The sequence below is a fragment of the Sulfitobacter sp. W002 genome (genome assembly GCF_025142135.1).
Lineage (GTDB): Bacteria > Pseudomonadota > Alphaproteobacteria > Rhodobacterales > Rhodobacteraceae > Sulfitobacter > Sulfitobacter profundi.
The window spans coordinates 2237653-2255668 of the sequence record NZ_CP081126.1 but is presented as its reverse complement, the minus strand read 5'-3'; the positions used below and the strand labels follow the sequence as shown (position 1 = coordinate 2255668).

The window sequence follows — 18016 nt, the reverse complement described above, 5'->3', positions numbered from 1 at the left end:
ATGAGCGCCTCCGACGACTATGAGATCGACGACAGCTCGGCCCCGTTGATCGAACATCTGGCCGAACTGCGCACGCGGCTCATCCATTCGGTCATCGCCTTCATCATCGGTATGGTGATCTGCTTTACCGTCTGGAATCCGATCTTCAACTTCCTGACCGAACCGCTGTGTTCGGCCATGGCGGAACGGGGCCAAGAGGATTGCGGGCTGATCCTGATCAAACTGCAAGAAGGTTTCTTCGTTGCGATTTCGATCTCGCTTTTGGGCGGTCTGGTGCTGGGCTTTCCCTTCATCAGCTACCAGCTTTGGCGCTTCGTGGCACCGGGGCTCTACAAGAACGAGAAGGGCGCTTTTCTGCCCTTTTTGATCTCCTCGCCGGTGATGTTTTTCCTTGGTGCGGCCTTTGCCTTTTACGTCGTCACGCCGCTGGCCTTCGACTTCTTCCTTGGGTTCCAGCAGGCGGGCACGCTCGTCGGTGAGGGGCCAGAGGGTGAGAACGGCATCGCGGCCATCGCATTCCAAGGCTCGGCGCAGGAATACCTCTCGCTTACGATCAAGTTCATCGTGGCCTTTGGCCTATGCTTCCAGCTTCCCGTGCTGCTGACCCTGATGGGCAAGGCCGGGCTGGTCAGTTCCGAAGGTCTGGGCAACGTCCGTAAATATGCCGTGGTGGCGATCCTCGTGTTGGCCGCGCTGGTCACCCCGCCGGACGTGATCACGCAGGTGATCTTGTTTGTTGTGGTCTACGGCCTTTACGAAATCTCGATCTTCCTCGTGCGCCGGGTCGAGAAAAAGCGCGACGAGAAGCTGCGCGAAGAGGGTTACTTTGACGACGAAGACGAGGAAGACCTGCTGTGATCGACGATCCGATGGACCGTATCGCTGCGGCGCTGGAGCGTATGTCTCCGGCGCCGCTGTCCGCCCCGGACTTTGACGCCGCGACGGCATTCGTCTGGCACACCGACCCCGACCGTCTGGTGCCGGTGCCGCAGGTCGCACGGATCGACCTGCGGCTGTTGATTGGCGTCGATCAGGCGCGGGATACCCTTCTGGCCAACACCCGGCAATTCGCGGCAGGTTTACCTGCGAACAACGCGCTGCTCTGGGGTGCGCGGGGCATGGGGAAATCCAGTCTGGTCAAAGCGATACACGCAGATGTTCAAGCATCACATGAAGTGCTGCGCATCGTCGAATTGCAGCGCGAAGACCTACCCTCGGTCGGGCGGCTTCTGACTCTGCTGCGCGGGGCACCGCAGCGGTTTATCCTGTTTTGCGATGACCTCAGTTTTGGCCATGACGACGCGCATTACAAGTCGCTGAAGGCGGTGCTGGATGGTGGCATCGAAGGGCGGCCCGAGAATGTGGTGCTCTACGCCACCTCGAACCGCCGTCATCTGATGCCGCGCGACATGATCGAAAATGAGCGGGGCAGTGCGATCAACCCTTCGGAGGCGGTCGAGGAGAAGGTCTCTCTCTCTGACCGGTTCGGGCTTTGGCTGGGGTTTCATCCCTGCGATCAGGACCAGTATCTGGCGATGATCCGCGGCTATTGCGATGCCTTCGGCGTAGAGATCGACGACGACACCCTGCGCGCAGAGGCTGTCGAATGGCAGGCCACACGCGGGGCGCGGTCGGGCCGGGTGGCATGGCAGTATTTCGTGGATTTGGCTGGCCGAAAGGGCGTTCCCGTTTCGGGAGGGTGACCGCGCCTGTCTGGTGTTTCAGCAAAAAGGCCCGCAAGTTCTGCGGGCTTTTTTTTGTTTGATTACTGGATGTAGGGCGTCGGATCGACGCTCTCGAAGCCTTTGCGCACCTCGAAATGCACATGCGATTCCGACCCGCCGCGCAGTTTGGCAATCTGTTGGCCCCGGCTGACGGTATCGCCCTTGGCGACATTCACGCCGTCCACATTGGCATAGACCGTGAGCAGGTTGTCCGGGTGGCGCACCACGACAATCGGGATGCCCTCGGCGCTTTTGGTGATCGCGGCCACGGTGCCCCCTTCGGCGGCCTTCACCGGCCCGCCGGGGTTGCCCTTGATGTTGATGCCCTCGTTCTTGCCCTTGGAATAGGCGCGGATGATGGAGCCTTGGACCGGCGGCGTCATCTTCGTCGTTTTTACAGGGGCGGTGGGCTCGCCAACATCAGCCACAGGCTCTTTCGGTTCGACTTTGGGAGGCAATGGTTTCGCCGTCTCATCCTGCGGCAGCGGTTTGGCAGCCGAAGGGGGCGTCGGCGTGGGGCTGCCCGCGCCGGGTGCGCTGGTGACAGGTTGCACGGGGCGCGGGGCGGCGGCGGCACTGGATGCGGTGTTGGTCGCCTGACGCGGGGGCGCTTGTTTCTCTACCGGAATCAGCAGGAATTGCCCCTCGCGGATCGCGAAATCGGGGCCAAGGCCGTTCCACTCCGCCAGCGCCTTGACCGGCACGTTATAGAGGCGCGCAACGGTATAGGCGGTCTCTCCACGCTCGACCCGGTGGCGCACCGGCTCTTTCGCCGATTGCGGCGCGGTAGGCTGAGGCGCTGTGGGCTGCGGCGCGGTGGTGCCGGTGCTTGCAGGGGGCAGGCTTTGCGTTTGCACGCTCGGCGTCGCCGGGGCGCGGTCGATGGCGCTGCCCGCAAGAGTGGTGATATCGACGGCGCCATTGGTGCCGGGGGCAGGTTCGGCCACCCGCCGGGGCAGGGCGATGATCTCTCCTTGGCGAAGCGGGACGCCCGGATCAATGCCGTTGTAGCGTGCGAGTTCGCCGCTGTCGGCCCCCACACGCGCGGCGACGTCTTTTAGCGTATCGCCACGGCGGGCCACGGCGACTTGATAATTGGGGTAGGCGATCACGCCCCGGGCGTCGGGCTTGGGGCGGTCCGCCAAGGGGCCGCGTGCCGCTTCGGCGGTGGAAAACCCATCGCCAAAGGTGCTGCGCATGTCGTAATCCAGTGGCTGATTTTCGCAACCTGCCAGCAGTATCGCACTGGTCCCGGCCATTAGGGTCAGCCGCATGGGGCGGCGCAAGCGTGTTTGGCGCATCTGCAAGTCCTCATCTTCGCCCCAGATGGTAAGGGGCGTTGTCCGTGTCTCTCTAACCTATTAGCCGTCCTTGCCCAAGCCTTCCAGCAGGGGGACAAAGCGCACGGCGCGCAATTCGTCGTATTCCAGCCCATCAGCGGTCTTTCGCACGCGGATGAGGTGTTGGACGGTGTCGGATTGGCCGACGGGCAGCACCATGATGCCGCCTTCCTTAAGCTGGGCCAGCAGGGGGCCGGGCGGGTCTTCGGCGGCGGCTGTCACGATGATCCGGTCAAAGGGTGCTTGTTCGGCAAGGCCAAAGCTGCCATCGGCGGTGATCGCGGTGATGTTGTTAAGATCCATCGCCTCGAACACGCCGCGCGCCTCTTGCACCAAACGCCGGTGCCGGTCGATCGTATAGACCCGCCGCGCGAGCTTGCTGAGGATCGCGGCCTGATAGCCCGAGCCGGTGCCGATTTCGAGCACCTTATCGCGCGACGACACCTGCAAGGCCTGGCTCATCAATCCCACGACAGAGGGCTGGCTGATGGTCTGACCGCAGGCGATGGGCAGGGGCATGTCCTCATAGGCGCGGCTGGCAAAGAGGCCGCGGATAAAGGGGCCGCGGTCAATCGCTTCCATCGCTGTCAGCACACGCGCATCGGTCACGCCCTTGGAGCGCAGCGCGTAGAGGAACTGCATCTTGCGTTCCGCCTCAGAGATCGGCTCTTCGTTCATCCGTTGATGCCTGTGAGTGTTTCAAGCGCTGCGTGGTCCGTCAGGTCACAGCGCATTGGGGTGACCGAGACATAGCCATCAAGGTTTACGCAGGCGTCACTGCCGGGCGCTGTTTGCACGCGCTGGTCGCCGCCTTTGATCCACAAAAAGCGGCGGCCCGAGGGCGACAGATGCGCTTCGGTGGAAAACCCGGTGCCGGGGCGACGGCCCTGAGGGGCCAGCCGGATGCCGCGCACATCGGCGCCCGCGACGGGGGGGAAGTTTACGTTATAAAACAGGCCGTAGGCGGCATCTTCGCTGGGGCTATGGTCCAGAATGCGGCGGCAGGTCTCGACGCCATGCTGGGCGGCGGCCTCGAACGGATCGGCCAGATCGCGGTTAGCGGGGCCATAGTATTGCGACAGAGCGATGGCGGGCAAACCTTGCAACGCGGCCTCAATCGCTCCGCCAAGAGTACCAGAGTAAAGCGCGTTCTCAGCCGCGTTGTTGCCCCGGTTCACGCCCGAAAGCACCAGATCGGGGGGGGCGGCGGTCATCGTGTCGTGGATCGCGGCAAGGACGCAGTCAGCGGGGGAGCCTTCGGTGGCAAAGACGCGGTCGTCGAGTTGCGAGATCATCATCGGCTTGGTGTAGCTGATGCAATGGCCGACACCGGATTGCTCAAACGCGGGTGCGACGGTCCAGACCTCGCCCTTGGGCCCGGCCAATTCCTCGGCAATGGCGCGCAGCACGGCCAGACCGGGCGCGTTGATGCCGTCATCGTTTGTAATCAAAATACGCATGAAAGGCCCCTTTTAGCCTTGATAGGCGAGGGGCGGACCGGCGGCAAGCGCAGCGCGCCGGTGCCGCGCGGTTCACAAGGCGGAGTTTTCCGAAAGTTGCGCCAATACCGCAGCGGCCTGCGTGGCCGTGTCGCTGAGCGCCGCGCGGTCTTCACCGGGGAAGAAACGCGCGCGGGTGGCGGTGGGCATCGGGTCGGGGGTGAGGATATGGACGCGCGGGCCGATCTGCGCGGTCTCGACCTGCCAAGAGGTCGCCAGCGCGATCTGCGCGGCCTTGGTGGCCCCGTAGCTGCCGAAGAATTTCGTGCCAGCGCGTGGATCGTCAAAGAAGACCGCCGTGCCCTCTGCCCCCAAAAGCGGGGAGACAAAGGTGATCAGCCGCGCTGTGGCAGTGACATTGCCCGCGATGGATTTCTCCATATCCTTGGCGTCGATGTGATCGGTGGGCGTTAGTGGAGCTGCGTGCACGGCGCTGTGCAGCCAGAGGTCAAGCCCGCCCCAGCGGTCATGGATGCCCCGGCAAAGCACCGCCATCGCATCGGCGTTGGTGATGTCCATCGGGGCCAGTGTGGCGCTGCCACCCTTAGCTTGGATGCGGTCATCCAACTCTTCTAAGGCGCCGGTCGTGCGACCAACGGCGATGATGTGATGGGTGGGGGCCAAAGCCTCTGCCAGAGCGGCCCCAAGGCCGCGCGACGCGCCGGTGATCAATGCTGTCTTGCTCATGCCCGCGATGTGCACTGCCCCGGGCGGCAGGTCAAGAGGCGCGGTGTCGCGCCTCATGGAGCCGCTCAGCCCTGCGGCAGGCGCAGCACTTTGTTGCCGCGGCGGCTGGAGAGCACCAATGTGCCTTGCCCAATGGCCGCAACAACGCCGCCAGCGACTTGGTCGCCAACTTCAACGCGGGAGATTTTGCCACCGCCTTCGCGGATCAGCGCGCCGGGCGTGGCGTCGCTGCCGAAAATACCAATCAGCGCTGTGCTGGACAGATCGGCCTTTTCAGTTGCCAGATCGGAGACTTTCTTTGGGGTCGGGGTCCCAGTGCTCGTCATGATGTGCCTTTCGCCTGTGGTTGCGTTTTGCGCGGCAGTCCCCCGCGCTCGCAAGGCGTCAGCTAACCCCTGCCGCAGTGCAGCGGAAGGGGGCGTTTTGGGGATGCGCAGGGTTCTGCCAGAGCGTCGGCAAAGCAGCGCCGACGACTCACTTGTAACGCTGCGACCTTTCGTAAGGCTTAACCTGCGTTAGCCAACAAAGGCCTTTTCCACGACGAAATGCTGGGGGTCGGAATTGGCGCCCTCGGTCAGGCCAAAGCCTTCGAGAATCTCCATAATATCCTTGTTGAAGCCAAGGCTGCCGCAGACCATGGCACGGTCATGGGCGGCATTGATCTGGGGCACGCCCAGATCTTTGAACACCGTGCCATCCTGCAAAAGGTTCGTGATCCGGCCCATCTTGGGGCTCTCTTCGCGGGTGGTGGTCGGGTAATAGCGAATCTTGGCGAGGTTTTCGGGGCCGATCAGCTCTTGCATCAGTTCGTCGGCCTTCAGCCCTTCGATCAACTGACGGCCATATTCCAGTTCCGCTACATCGCGGCAGGTGTGGGTGACGATGACCTCATCGAATTTCTCATAGGTCTCAGGCTCGCGCAGCAGGCTGGCAAAGGGGGCAAAGCCCGTGCCCGTGGCGAACATCCACAACCGGTCGCCCGGCAGCAGCGCGTCATGCACCAGCGTGCCCACGGGTTTGGGCCGCAGGATGATCTGGTCGCCGGGCTGGATGTGCTGCAGTTTCGAGGTCAGCGGGCCGTCCTGCACCTTAATTGAGTAGAACTCCAACTCATCGTCCCACGCAGGCGAGGCGATGGAATAGGCGCGCAACAGCGGTTTTTGCTTGCCCGTCTCGGGATGCGGATCGCCCATCAGGCCGATCATGACAAACTCGCCCGAGCGGAAGCGCAAGGACGTGGGCCGCGATACCCGGAACGAGAACAGCTGATCCGTCCAATGGGTGACAGAGGTCACGGTCTGGGCGTCGGGCAACGTCGGGACGGGCTTGGCGGCGGTTTGGTTCACTGTGCTCTGCTCGGTCATCATGGTTTCCGCAAATCGGTTTGCGGCCTCTACTTATGGCAAGGAAGGGGGGAGGGCAATGAAGCGGCCTATTTGGCCGCCGCTGCCTGTGGGGAGGCTCCGCGAAGGCGGGACTGATAGTCATGGGCCTGCCAATCGGCGCGGGCCAGCCACTGGTCCTCAGGTTGACGTGCGGCCAGATCATCGTCGATCTCAACCTCATCAAAACCCGCGCGGCGGGCCATGGCGTATTGGTCGGCCAGCACGTGCCCGCGGGCGCGCAAACGGCCCGTGTAGCCCCGCAGGCGCAGGACACGTGCGATGGTAAAGCCGCGCCCATCCGCGAAAGAGGGGAAATCGACGCGGATCATCTCCAGCGCCGGGGCGAGGGAGAGGGCATGGGCATCGGCGTCAGAGGCCAGATCGACGGCGCGGCAATCATTCGCCGCCCCATCCTCGCAATAGCCATGGGTCCAGTCGTCGGCGGTGAAACCTGTGTCGGTTACGAGTACGCTCATGATTTGTCTCCGGTTCGGACCACTTTGCCGTTCACAAAGTGGATGCCGCATTCTTCTTTGTTCTGATCGCGCCAGCGCCCGGCGCGCGGGTCTTCGCCGGGTGCCACGGGCGAGGTGCAGGGCGCGCAGCCGATCGAGGGGTAGCCCTTGGCCACCAGCGGATGCCGGGGCAGGCGGTTCTCGGTGATGTAATCGGCCACATCCGAGGTTGCCCAATAGGCCAGCGGGTTCACCTTGATGCGCGGGGCAGCGCCATCGTCGGGGATCTCGACTTCAAAGAACTCCAAGGCCGCGCGGCTGCCGGATTGAAAGCGTTTGCGTCCGGTGATCCAGCCGTCATAGCCCGCCAGCGCGTTCTGCAGGGGCCGCGTTTTGCGCAATGCGCAGCAGGCGTCGGTGTCATACTGGTGCAGCGTGCCATCGGGATCTTGTGCTGCGATCTCTTCGCTGCGCAGGGTGGTGACCTTGCGCAGGCCCAGCCGCTCGCTCAGCTCCTGCTGGTAGACGAGCGTTTCGGCAAAGAGCATCTCGGTATCGATAAAGAGCACCGGGATATCCCGCGACACCATTGAGGCAAGGTGCAAGAGCGCCACCGATTCCGCGCCAAAGCTGGAGACGAGGGTGAGGTTCTCGATCTCGGCATAGGCGCGGCGGATGACATCCGTCGCCCCGTGGTGGCGCAGGTCCGCGTTGAGCCGTGCGACTTTTTCCTCGACCGCGCGCAGCCCTTCGGGGGGCGGCGCATCGGTATTTGAGAAAGGATGAAGTTCAGGGGTGTCAAGCGGCATTGGCCCGGTCCTTATTGGCCGTCTCGGGGTAGAGCACCGCTTTGAAAGGCGCGAGGCCGAGGCGGCGGTAGGCTTGCAAGAAGGTCTCGCCGGGATCGTTGCGCAGGTCGAGGTAGCCCAGAACAAGGCGTTCGATGGCCGGAATGATCTCCTCGGCTGAGAAGCCGGGGCCGGTGCGGGTGCCAAGACTCGCATCCTCGGTGCCATCGCCGCCGAGGGTGATCTGGTAGTTCTCCACGCCCGCGCGGTCGAGCCCGAGGATCCCGATATGGCCCACGTGGTGGTGGCCGCAGGCGTTGATGCAGCCCGAGATCTTGATCTTGAGCGGGCCCACGTCATGCTCCAGTTTCAGCTCATCGAAACGGGTGGCGATTTCTTGGGCGATGGGGATCGAGCGGGCGGTGGCCAGCGCGCAATAGTCCATGCCGGGGCAAGCGATGATGTCCGAGATCAGGCCGATGTTGGCAGTAGCCAGCTTGGCATTTTTCAGCGCGGCATGCAGTTCGGGCAGGTCGCTGTGGTGCACATGGGGCAGGATCACGTTCTGCTCGTGGCTGATGCGCAGCTCGTCATGGCCAAAGCGGCGGGCGAGGTCGGCCATCACGCGCATCTGATCGGCTGTGGCATCACCCGGTGTGGCGCCATGGGCCTTGAGGCTGATCGACACGATAGCATAGCCCGGCGCGCGGTGCTCGGCGAGGTTGGTGTCGGCCCAAGCGCGGAACACGGGATCGTTGGTATAGGCGGACTCGTAGGCCGCGAGGGAGGCGGTTTTGAACTTGGGTGCTGCAAAATCAGATTCGATGCGCGACAGCACTTGTTGATCCACGCCGGTGAATTGTCTGCGGATCAGCGCATATTGCCCGTCAACGCGGGCGCGGATGTCTTCGATGCCGTTCTCATGCACGGTGATCTTGATCCGCGCTTTGTATTTGTTATCGCGGCGGCCCAGCACGTTGTAGACGCTGACGATGGCTTCGAGCGTCGGCAGCAAGTCGTCGGCACTGACGAAATCATAGAGCACCTTGCCGATCATCGGGGTGCGGCCAAGGCCGCCACCGACGATGACTTCGAAGCCCTGTTCGCCATCGCGTTCGACGATGCGCAGCCCGATGTCATGGGCTTTGATCACGGCACGGTCGGCGGCGGCACCGGTGACGGCGACCTTGAACTTGCGCGGCAGGAACTGGAATTCCGGGTGGTCGGTGGACCATTGGCGGATCAATTCGGCCACGGGGCGCGGGTCGGCGACCTCATCGGCGGCGGCACCGGCGAAATGGTCGGCGGTCACGTTGCGAATGGTGTTGCCGGAGGTTTGGATCGCGTGCAGGTTCACCTCGGCCAGCGCGTCGAGCATGTCGGGCACGTCGCGCAACTCGGGCCAGTTGTACTGGATGTTCTGGCGCGTGGTAAAGTGGCCGTAGCCCTTGTCCCATTTCTCGGCGATGAAGGCGAGCTTGTCCATTTGCGCACTGCTCAGCGTGCCATAGGGGATCGCCACCCGCAGCATATAGGCGTGCAGTTGCAGGTAGAGCCCGTTCATCAGGCGCAGGGGTTTGAACTCATCCTCAGTGAGCGAGCCGTCGATGCGGCGCTCGACTTGGGCGCGGAACTGAGCGTTGCGCTCGGCGAGGAATTTATCGTCGAATTCGGTATAGCTATACATCACAGGGTCTCCTGTTTGCCGTGGGCGTAGTTCGACGGGCCTTTGGCGCGGAACTCTTCGCGGAAGTGTGTGGGCTTGGGGCCGCTGGCCTCGGGGGCCACATCGGCGAGGTAGACGCCGACAACCAGGTCTTGCTGGCTCAGCGCGTCGATCAGGCGCAGATCGGCGTCGGCCTCATCGGTCAGCACTTCGGCCTCGGAAAGGCTGCGGGTCCAGCCGGTGGCGGTTTGGTAGACAACGTCGCCTTCGAGCAGCGCATTGGCGGTGATGACCTTGGGGGTGAAAGGCTTGGGCATATCAGGCCAGCTCCTCTAGCGGGGTTTCATTGGCAACTTGGACGGCGGCGCGCGGGGCGAGGCCGTAGAAGGTAAGCGCGGGGCCGGTCATTTCGGCATCGGCCAGATCGCGCGGCAGATCGTTGAGCGTGGTGGACAGCACCCGCTGATCGGCGCGCGAGGCGTTTTCGATCACGGTGACGGGCGTGGCGCGGTCGGCGCCGTGCATCAGCAGGCGGCCTTGGACAAAGCGGGCGGATTTCTTGCCCATGTAGATCGCGGCGACTTCATTCGGGCGCGCAAGGGCGGCCCAGTCGTGATCGGCGAAACCTTTCATGTCATGCCCGGTCAGGAAGCGGACCGAGGCATTGCGGCCCCGTTTGGTCAGGCTTTGACCGATGCCCGCCACGGCGGCGGAGGCGGCGGTGATGCCGGGCACGATGTGCCAGCCGATGTCATGGGCGTCGACCGCATCAATCTCTTCGTCGAGGCGGCCAAAGACGGTGGCATCGCCGGATTTCAGCCGCACGACCTGTGCGCCGCTTTGAGCGTGCTCGACCAGTAGGGCGTTGATGTGATCTTGGGCAGTGGAGGGGCCAAAACCCTCTTTGCCCACGTCGATCATCAGCGCTTCGCGGCGGGCAAGTTCGAGGATTTCGGGGCTGATCAGGCGGTCGTAGATCACCACATCGGCTTCATCCAGCGCGCGGCGGGCTTTGAGGGTCAGCAGTTCCGGATCGCCGGGGCCGCCGCCAACGAAAGCCACATGGCCGTCGCGGGCTTCGCGGGCGAGGTGGGTCTGCAACAGGTCTTTCAACGCCGGACGCACGGTGTCCTTGCCTTCGGCCATGGCGCGGGGGCCAGTGGCGAAGTAATACTCCCGCCAGAAATCGCGGCGCGCGCGGCCCATGGGCAGGGCGTCGGCCAATTTGCGAAAGCCTTTGCCGATCCGAGCGAGCGGGCCGAGGGTGACGGGCAGACGCTCTTCCAAATCGGCTTTGATGGCGCGGGCCAGCACCGGGGCTGCGCCTTCGGTGCCGATGGCCACGGTCACCGGGTCACGGTCGACGATGGCGGGGGTGATGAACTGGCTGTCGTGCAGGTTGTCGACGATGTTGACCAGCACGCCGGCCGCGCGGGCAAGGGCTGCGTTTTCGGCATCGAGCGCATCATCCTCATCCGCCGCATAGAACAGCAGGGCACCGGGCAGGTCGGCGGCAGTGAAGGCGCGGCGGTGCAGGGTCAGCTTGCCCGCCGCCTGCCATTCGACAAGCTCTGGCGCGGGGTCGGGCGCAAAGATATGCAGCGCGGCTTTGGTCTTCATCAGCAGGCGCAGCTTGGCCAGCGCTGCTTCGCCGCCGCCGGAAAGGAGGATCTTTTGCTCGCTGGTGGCGAGGAAGATGGGAAAGTGATCCATGATGCGCCCTGTATTCTGTTTGACGTGACCTCTTATATAGGAAATATTCCCGATAATTGGCTAGTTGCTGGCGCAGATAAGAACATGTGTTCGCTTTGGCTGTAGGTTGAGTATGAACGTCCTGCCGGGACGAGAGAGAAAAGAATGACTGTCCGAATTGATGAGACCGACCGGAAGATTTTGGCGCAGCTGCAACGGGATGCGAGCCAATCGCTGGACGATATCGCCCGCGAAGTAGGCTCTTCAAAGACGCCTGTGTGGAATCGCATTCGCAAGCTGCGCGAGGCGGGGGTGATTGGCCAGCAGACGGTTGTGCTTGATTCAGAGGCGCTAGGGTTCGAGGCGTGCTTTTTCGTTCTGATCCGCACGTCAGAGCATGAAGCGGCCTGGCAGGCGGCGTTTTTGCAGGCGTTGAAAGACCGGCCCGAGGTGCAGGAAGCGCACCGTTTGGCAGGGGATATCGACTATATTTTGAAGGTGCGGGTCAAGAACGCGCGGGCCTACGACGTGTTCTATCAGGCGCTGATCTCAGAGGTGAAGGTGCACAACGTTACGGCGCTTTTGTCGATGGAAGAGATCAAATCGACGACGATGCTGCCGCTTTAAGAACGCGGGGCGGGGCATCACTGCCCGCCCCGGTTGTCTTCAGGACTGCGCGAGCGCTGCCACGATGGGCGCGAAGTCTTCGGCCTTGAGGCTGGCCCCACCCACAAGCGCGCCGTCGACGTTTTCCACCGCGAAAATCTCGACAGCATTCGCGGCCTTGACCGAGCCGCCGTAGAGCAGGGGAAGCGCATTGCCGATCTCTGCACCGAAACGATCGATCAAGCGCGTGCGGATGAAGTCATGTACTTCTTTGATCTGTGCGATGCTGGGCACTTTACCGGTGCCAATGGCCCAGATGGGCTCATAGGCGATCACGGTATTTTCCGCATCAACCGCATCGGGGAGGGAGCCGTCGAGCTGCCCGCCGATGACGTCGAGCGTTTGATCAGCGTCCCGCTCGGCTTCGCTTTCGCCAATGCAGACGATGGCGGTGAGACCAGCGGCCCAGGCGGCACAGGTCTTGGCCTGCACATCGGCGTCGGTTTCACAGTGGGCGTCGCGGCGCTCAGAATGGCCGAGGATCACATGGGTGGCGCCGCTGTCTGCGACCATCGTGGCGGAGATGTCACCCGTGTAGGCGCCTGCGCCTTCGGTATGGCAATCCTGCGCGCCGATTTGGATCGGGCTGCCGTGGGTCGCATCGGTGGCGCGGAACAGCAGTGTGCTGGGCGGACAGATCACGACCTGTGGTGGGTTTTCGGGCAGGCCGGTGGCAAGGCTGTGAAGCTCTGCCAAAGAGGCGGCGGTGCCGTTCATCTTCCAGTTGCCGGCGGCGATTTTGGTGCGCATCGGATCCGTCCTGATCTGTTGATATTGCTAGATCAGTTCGCAGGCCCGCAGCCTTTCGTCAAGGCCGTGAGCCTGACGGGCGCGCCTACTTCGCGCCCAAGCTCTCGTCGAGGCTTTCGTCGAACTTGATGGATTCGCCGCAGCCGCAGGCTTCGGTCACATTAGGATTGCGGAACTTGAAGCCAGACTCGAGCAGCGTTGTCTCATAGTCGATTTCTGTGCCAAAGAGGAACATCTGCGCCATCGGTGCGATCATCACCCGCGCGCCGTCTTGTTCGACGACCTCATCGTTGGGGTTGGTCGTTTCGACGTATTCCATGGTGTATTCCATGCCCGCGCAGCCGCCTTTCTTGACGCCAATGCGCAGCCCTGCGTGGCCCGCCGATTGCATCAGCTTTGCAATCTGGCCAGCGGCTTTGGGGGTCATGGTGACGGCTTGCTTGCCGGGAATGCCAAACATGTCAATTTCTCCTATGCGGCCAAGATAGGGATGCGGGGCGGTGATCTCAAGCCGTCAAAGGGAATTCATTGCTGCCAGCGTGGCAAAGGCCACGATGAGCGCCCAACCGAAAGAGGCCAGCGTCCCGATAATGACGTATTCGCTTATTTTTTGGTTCTTTTTCACCGTGTCAAAGCGCAGGATCGACTTTGCCGCGATGAGAAATCCGATGCCTGTAGGCTCGCCGATCATGACCATCAGAAAGATAAGCGCGCGTTCCAGCAGACCAATGACCCTGCCTGCGTTCTCCAAGCCGTCGGGCTGAGCCTGTGCTTTGTGGGGCAACATCAAGCCGCCCACGGCAGGCCCGCCTGCAAGGGTGGCGGTGATCAGCCCCGCAAGGAAGAGGGCAGGCGGAATAAGCGTTGTGCTCTGAGCAGCCCAGAGGCCACTAGCAAAAGCCTCGGGAGCATAAAGGGTGAAGACCGCGATGGTCGCAAGATGGGCCGCTTGATCGGTGAGGTAGGGCCAGAGCCGCTCGCGGTGCTGCTCTGGAACGGCGTAGGTTTTGACCGCGTCAACCCCGACATGGGCGAGGGCGAGAAGGCCAACTGGGAGGAGGCTGCCCCCGAGGGCCAGCGCAGTCGCGGCAAAGACGATGACACCGTGCAGCAGAAGTATCTGGGGTTTGCGTTTGGCGGCGACCATCGCGTTGGTCTGAAATACGAAATCCGCCAACAAATGGGCGAGCAGGCAAGCGAGGGCGGTGGCGATGGCCTGTTCGGTCATAAGGGGTCCGGCTGTTGGGGGTGGTTGTTATTTGAAAAGCTGCAGCGGGCTGTGGCAAGGGTCTTTCTCAGGAGGAAATACAGGCATATTTGGCTGTAATGAATGATAACAGCTTTATTAGGTTGTTTTTTGTTCCTCTAGCACGTCGCAAACCTCTCGCAACTCATCTATCCCCGCCGCGTCCACATGGCCCTGAACACTCTGCTGCGTCAGCTCAAACCGCTGCGCGAGCTCCGCTTGCACGGGTGGCTCAGGGGCCAGCATGTAGTAGGCGACATCGGCTTGGCGCTTGGTCCAACCGGTTGCGATCCGGTCGGCGAGGGGGAGGGCTGCACGCAACGCGAGGGTGGCATCCGGGGCATGCATGCGCCGCGCGCGGGGCATGGCGTCGAGTGCGTGACCGGAACGAACCAGCGCCGCGCCATCGGCACGAGAGAGGTCGTCGCCTGCGAAATGCGCCTCGCCTATTCCGATGCCAAAACGGGTGTCTGCGGTTTTGCCGCAGCGGCGCACGGCGGCACGTAGGACGAGGGCCGCGCGGAAGGTGAGCTCAGGCGCCACGGCCATTTGCCAGCCATCCCCGCGAAAACGGGTCATGCGGGCGGGCTGGCTTTGCCAAGTCGTTATAGCCTCGGCGGCCTCTTCGAGACGCGCGAAAACAGCATCCAACTCCGCCCGGCTCATCGCGGAGGATTTCACGATATCACCGGTAAAAATTGCCCAAGTTTCCATGGCTTGCCCTTTGTTTCCCGCAATGTCGCAGGAAGGCGAAATCCATGCAAGCCCGGCCAACGAAAAGGGCCGCCCGAGATGGGGCGGCCCTGAGGGTGATCCAATGCGCGGCGCGGATCAGAGGCCCATGCAGTTCGCGTAATAGGTCACGGTCGCGGGCCAATCGGAGAAGACACCGGCCACGCCCACGTCTTGGGCCAGCACATCCAGCGCCACCAGATAGTCGCTGTCGTCTTTCACAACATCGTTGACCGACTGAAAATACCAACCGCCACCGGTGGCCAGCGGGCCGGAACGCTCCAGCGTCCAAGCGATCAGGGTCAGTCCCGCTTCTTTCGCGGCCATGGCGTAATCGGACGCGGCAATTTCGCCCTCTTTGTTGGTCAGCATCATGTTGAGCGATGGGGCGAGGTAGTTGACGCCCTTGGCTTTCAGATCGGCGAAATCCTCGGCCCATGTCTCGGGGTTCTGCTCATCGAAACCGTCGGACCATTGTACCAGATAAACGGCCTGCTTGCCGAATTCGGGTGTGTTCTCAACCCAGTAGAGTACATCGTCAAGGTTGAAGGACTGCGGCCAAACGTCAGAGGCCGGGATGCCCGCAGCGACATATTCATCAACCAGTTTCTGCGCGTAGTCTTCCTGAGAGAAACCGTCATGGGGCATCTCGACAGAGGGAGATTTCAGCTCGGGCGTGAATTTGGCGCCCAAGGATTTGAACAGGTTGATCGATTCCGCATGGGTCATCAGATCGGCTTTGTCGCTGTAAAGCTCGGTGCGCCAATTCGCGACGCCGCCCTGATAGTCTTCGGCGGTGGTGGCGGTCTTGTCGGCACTGTCCATCTTGGGCGTCAGGGTGCGGAACTCTGCCAGCGTGATGTCGGAGGTACGGCATTCGGCGCTGGCTGGCGTGTCGCCCGACGCGGCGGTGAAGCCGGTGGTGCATTTCTCGGCCAGATCAGAGACGAGAATGTTCGTGGTGGTGTGCAGATCGTTCTGCGCGTGGCGGCAGACCAATTCATGATCGGCGGTAAAGGTTACGTCGCATTCCAGAATGCCTGCACCCATCCGCGCGGCGGCGACATTGGATTGCACGGTGTGTTCGGGAAACATCAGCGGCGCGCCCCGGTGCCCGATGGAGAAATCGGACTTGGCGGCGTCTTGACCCATGCAAGAGGCCAGCTTGTCCTTCAGGTCGCCCTCGGGCAGCTTATCCACCAGATAGGCGGGGCGGGGGCCGTATTCGACCGGTGTCGCTGCAGAATGAGCATCGGCCAACGCCATGCCGGGCGCGAGGGCCAGAGCGGCGAGAGAAACAGGGGTTCGCATAATGTTATCCGTTCGTGAATGAAGTTCTGGGCGCTTCTATGAGGGGGCTGTGTAACGGTTTCACGACCGGATCATGTCAGGCAAATGAACAATCCGGCGCGCCCCCGCTCGGCACGACGCGGCCAAAGAAAAACGCCGCCGATGGCCTGCATCGACGGCGTTTATTGTTCGCTCTGCGAAACTGGGGTTACATGAAGCCCAGTTCAAGCCGGGCTTCATCAGACATCATGTCCATGCCCCAAGGCGGTTCCCAAACCAACGCCACATCGACCTGCTTGACCCCCGCAATCGGTTCGACCGCATCGGCGACCCATCCGGGCATTTCACCCGCGACGGGACAACCGGGCGCGGTCAGCGACATCTTGATGTCGACTTCGTTCTCGGCGTTGATGTCGATCGTGTAGATCAGCCCGAGTTCATAGATATTCACAGGGATCTCAGGGTCATAGACCGTGCGACACGCCTCAACGACCTGCTCGTAAAGCGGGTGGTCGGTGGAAGAGGGCGCAATCAGCGGTGTCCCTTCGAGCGGTTGGGTCTGTTCGGTCATCTCTTGCCTCGCATCATTCTCGACGTTTTATATAGGGATTGCGGGGCGCGGCGTAAAGTGGCCCGACGCCCTGAGGGCGCGGGGCCGCCCCGGTCAGCCCCCCTTGCGGCGCCGCGCAGGTTGAGGCTTCACGCGGGCTTCGATCTCATCATAGACCTTACCGACGATGTCTTTCTTGGTGGCGTTCTCGATCCCTTCGAACCCGGGGGAGGAGTTGACCTCAAGCACCTTTGGGCCGCTTTCCGAACGCAGCAGATCGACCCCGGCGATGCCAAGGCCAAAGGCCCGCGCGGCGCGCACGGCGGTGTCGCGTTCCTCTTTCGAGATCCGTACCACCTTGGCCGAACCGCCCCGGTGCAGGTTCGAGCGGAAGTCGCCCTCCGCCCCGGTGCGTTTCATGGAGGCGACAACCTTGCCCGCCACCACGAGGCAGCGGATATCTTCACCGGCGGCTTCCTTGACGAAATCCTGCACGAGAAAGTTGGCGCGCAGGCCGCGGAAGGCGTCGATCACACTCTCGGCGGCTTTCTTGGTTTCCGCCAGCACGACGCCTTTGCCTTGGGTCGATTCCAGTAGTTTCACGATCAGCGGTGCGGTGCCCACCAAAGCCATCAGGTTTGAAGTGTCCTTGGGCGATGCAGCAAAAGCGGTGGTCGGCATGCCGATCTTTTTCGCCGCCAAAACCTGATGCGCGTGCAGTTTGTCGCGGCTGGCGGTGATCCCGGCAGAGCCGTTGACACAATAGGTGCCAATCGTCTCGAACTGGCGGATCACGGCGGTGCCGTAGGGGGTGATCGACGCGCCGATGCGCGGGATCACGGCGTCATAGCGGGGCAGGCGCTTGCCGTCGTAATGCACCTCGGGGGCCAGTTGGTTGATCGCCATATAGCAGCGCGTGGTGTCGATGACCTCAACCACATGGCCGCGGGCTTCGCCGACCTCGACCAGACGGCGGGTTGAGTAATTGTCTTCGCGGCTGAGCACCGCAATGCGCAGGGCACGCTGTGGTGCTGTGTGGCGCAGGCTCGCGGTATGGTAGACGTCATAGTTCAGGTCCGGCTGCAAACGCCGCTCTGTCGCCGAGATGTTGATGTGCTCGGTCAGCGCCTGACGGCCCAGCAACATGCGGCTGGTCATGCTTGCCCGGTTGGTCAGGGTCACGTCGATGGGCCAGCTTTGGCCGTTCACTTCAATCGTGGTCGCGATCACGAAACGATGCTCGGATTCGCCGTTGGATGAGGTGACCTCGCGCCGGTCGATGAGCGGCGCCGAGCAGGTGATGGAAATATCATCGCGCCCCGAGATCGGATGCACGTTAAAACGGACCTTGGGCTTGGAGGCGGGGCCGAAGACCTCAATATCGTGGGCATGCAGCGCCGAGGTGCGCGCGCCGGTGTCAACCTTGGCCTTGATCGCGGGAAGGCCAAGATCGGGCAGGGCCACCCATTCTTCCCAGCCGAATGTCAGTTTATCCATTGCCTGCTCCTTGGGTGATTGGTCTGCCTGCCTAACCTGCGGCAGGGAT

21 protein-coding genes are annotated in these 18016 nt (G+C 62.6%); 3 read left to right on the top strand and 18 right to left on the bottom strand.

Translation table 11 applies throughout. The features are described from left to right. Together tatC and K3758_RS11115 are read left to right on the top strand one after the other, a co-directional pair. On the top strand, positions 1–858 hold the full coding sequence (gene tatC / locus K3758_RS11120) for a twin-arginine translocase subunit TatC (RefSeq protein ID WP_067626153.1): 858 nt from the start codon (positions 1–3) through the stop codon (positions 856–858). Then, positions 855–1703, top strand: coding sequence for an ATP-binding protein (locus K3758_RS11115; RefSeq protein ID WP_259944774.1), 849 nt, complete (start codon positions 855–857; stop codon positions 1701–1703). The genes tatC and K3758_RS11115 overlap by 4 nt, the downstream gene beginning before the upstream one ends. 62 nt (positions 1704–1765) lie before the next feature. Here the strand turns inward: K3758_RS11115 and K3758_RS11110 are convergent, their stop codons facing one another. The 11 genes from K3758_RS11110 to cysG form a co-directional block, all read right to left on the bottom strand. Then, entirely contained in the window at positions 1766–3025 is a 1260-nt protein-coding gene (locus K3758_RS11110; protein ID WP_259944772.1) for a peptidoglycan DD-metalloendopeptidase family protein, read from the bottom strand. A gap of 60 nt (positions 3026–3085) precedes the next feature. Further along, complete coding sequence (locus tag K3758_RS11105) at positions 3086–3742, bottom strand: protein-L-isoaspartate(D-aspartate) O-methyltransferase (protein ID WP_007120302.1); 657 nt, start codon at positions 3740–3742, stop codon at positions 3086–3088. Beyond that, entirely contained in the window at positions 3739–4524 is a 786-nt protein-coding gene (gene surE / locus K3758_RS11100) for a 5'/3'-nucleotidase SurE (RefSeq protein ID WP_259944767.1), read from the bottom strand. The genes K3758_RS11105 and surE overlap by 4 nt, the downstream gene beginning before the upstream one ends. Before the next feature lie 72 nt (positions 4525–4596). Next, positions 4597–5250 carry an SDR family oxidoreductase gene (locus tag K3758_RS11095; protein WP_259950070.1) on the bottom strand — a complete coding sequence of 218 codons (654 nt, stop codon included), beginning with the start codon at positions 5248–5250 and terminating at the stop codon, positions 4597–4599. 65 nt (positions 5251–5315) lie between these two features. Then, positions 5316–5576: a pilus assembly protein PilZ gene (locus K3758_RS11090; RefSeq protein ID WP_067626161.1), complete on the bottom strand. Its 261-nt coding sequence runs from the start codon at positions 5574–5576 to the stop codon at positions 5316–5318. Between the two features lie 189 nt (positions 5577–5765). Further along, positions 5766–6614, bottom strand: a complete 849-nt coding sequence (locus K3758_RS11085) for a ferredoxin--NADP reductase (RefSeq protein ID WP_259944764.1) — start codon at positions 6612–6614, stop codon at positions 5766–5768. A 68-nt stretch (positions 6615–6682) separates the two neighbouring features. Continuing rightward, positions 6683–7111, bottom strand: a complete 429-nt coding sequence (locus tag K3758_RS11080; RefSeq protein ID WP_120351302.1) for a DUF934 domain-containing protein — start codon at positions 7109–7111, stop codon at positions 6683–6685. Then, positions 7108–7899: a phosphoadenylyl-sulfate reductase gene (locus K3758_RS11075; protein ID WP_067942012.1), complete on the bottom strand. Its 792-nt coding sequence runs from the start codon at positions 7897–7899 to the stop codon at positions 7108–7110. The genes K3758_RS11080 and K3758_RS11075 overlap by 4 nt, the downstream gene beginning before the upstream one ends. After that, positions 7889–9565, bottom strand: a complete 1677-nt coding sequence (locus K3758_RS11070) for a nitrite/sulfite reductase (RefSeq protein WP_259944758.1) — start codon at positions 9563–9565, stop codon at positions 7889–7891. Before K3758_RS11070 ends, K3758_RS11075 begins: the two co-directional genes overlap by 11 nt. Beyond that, complete coding sequence (locus K3758_RS11065; protein ID WP_120351300.1) at positions 9565–9861, bottom strand: DUF2849 domain-containing protein; 297 nt, start codon at positions 9859–9861, stop codon at positions 9565–9567. The genes K3758_RS11070 and K3758_RS11065 overlap by 1 nt, the downstream gene beginning before the upstream one ends. Before the next feature lies 1 nt (position 9862). Further along, on the bottom strand, positions 9863–11257 hold the full coding sequence (cysG, locus tag K3758_RS11060) for a siroheme synthase CysG (protein WP_259944755.1): 1395 nt from the start codon (positions 11255–11257) through the stop codon (positions 9863–9865). 144 nt (positions 11258–11401) lie between these two features. On the opposite strand from cysG, the gene K3758_RS11055 reads away from it, so the two are divergent. After that, a complete protein-coding gene (locus tag K3758_RS11055) occupies positions 11402–11863 on the top strand; it encodes an Lrp/AsnC family transcriptional regulator (protein WP_067265010.1) in 462 nt (153 codons plus the stop codon). Between the two features lie 39 nt (positions 11864–11902). Here K3758_RS11055 and tpiA read toward each other — a convergent pair whose 3' ends face one another. The 7 genes from tpiA to rimK form a co-directional block, all read right to left on the bottom strand. Beyond that, a complete protein-coding gene (tpiA, locus tag K3758_RS11050) occupies positions 11903–12652 on the bottom strand; it encodes a triose-phosphate isomerase (RefSeq protein WP_259944744.1) in 750 nt (249 codons plus the stop codon). Positions 12653–12737: 85 nt separating this feature from the next. Then, complete coding sequence (locus K3758_RS11045; RefSeq protein WP_259944742.1) at positions 12738–13112, bottom strand: iron-sulfur cluster assembly accessory protein; 375 nt, start codon at positions 13110–13112, stop codon at positions 12738–12740. A gap of 54 nt (positions 13113–13166) precedes the next feature. Continuing rightward, positions 13167–13880, bottom strand: coding sequence for a DUF3307 domain-containing protein (locus K3758_RS11040; RefSeq protein ID WP_259944740.1), 714 nt, complete (start codon positions 13878–13880; stop codon positions 13167–13169). Between the two features lie 117 nt (positions 13881–13997). Beyond that, positions 13998–14612, bottom strand: a complete 615-nt coding sequence (locus tag K3758_RS11035) for a hypothetical protein (RefSeq protein ID WP_259944738.1) — start codon at positions 14610–14612, stop codon at positions 13998–14000. 117 nt (positions 14613–14729) lie between these two features. Further along, positions 14730–15941: a glycerophosphodiester phosphodiesterase family protein gene (locus K3758_RS11030; protein ID WP_259944736.1), complete on the bottom strand. Its 1212-nt coding sequence runs from the start codon at positions 15939–15941 to the stop codon at positions 14730–14732. A gap of 187 nt (positions 15942–16128) precedes the next feature. After that, complete coding sequence (locus tag K3758_RS11025; RefSeq protein WP_067626181.1) at positions 16129–16491, bottom strand: SUF system Fe-S cluster assembly protein; 363 nt, start codon at positions 16489–16491, stop codon at positions 16129–16131. A gap of 93 nt (positions 16492–16584) precedes the next feature. Continuing rightward, positions 16585–17967 (bottom strand): 30S ribosomal protein S6--L-glutamate ligase, encoded by a 1383-nt coding sequence (gene rimK / locus K3758_RS11020; RefSeq protein WP_067626183.1) that lies wholly within the window; start codon positions 17965–17967, stop codon positions 16585–16587. Positions 17968–18016: the final 49 nt, after the last annotated feature.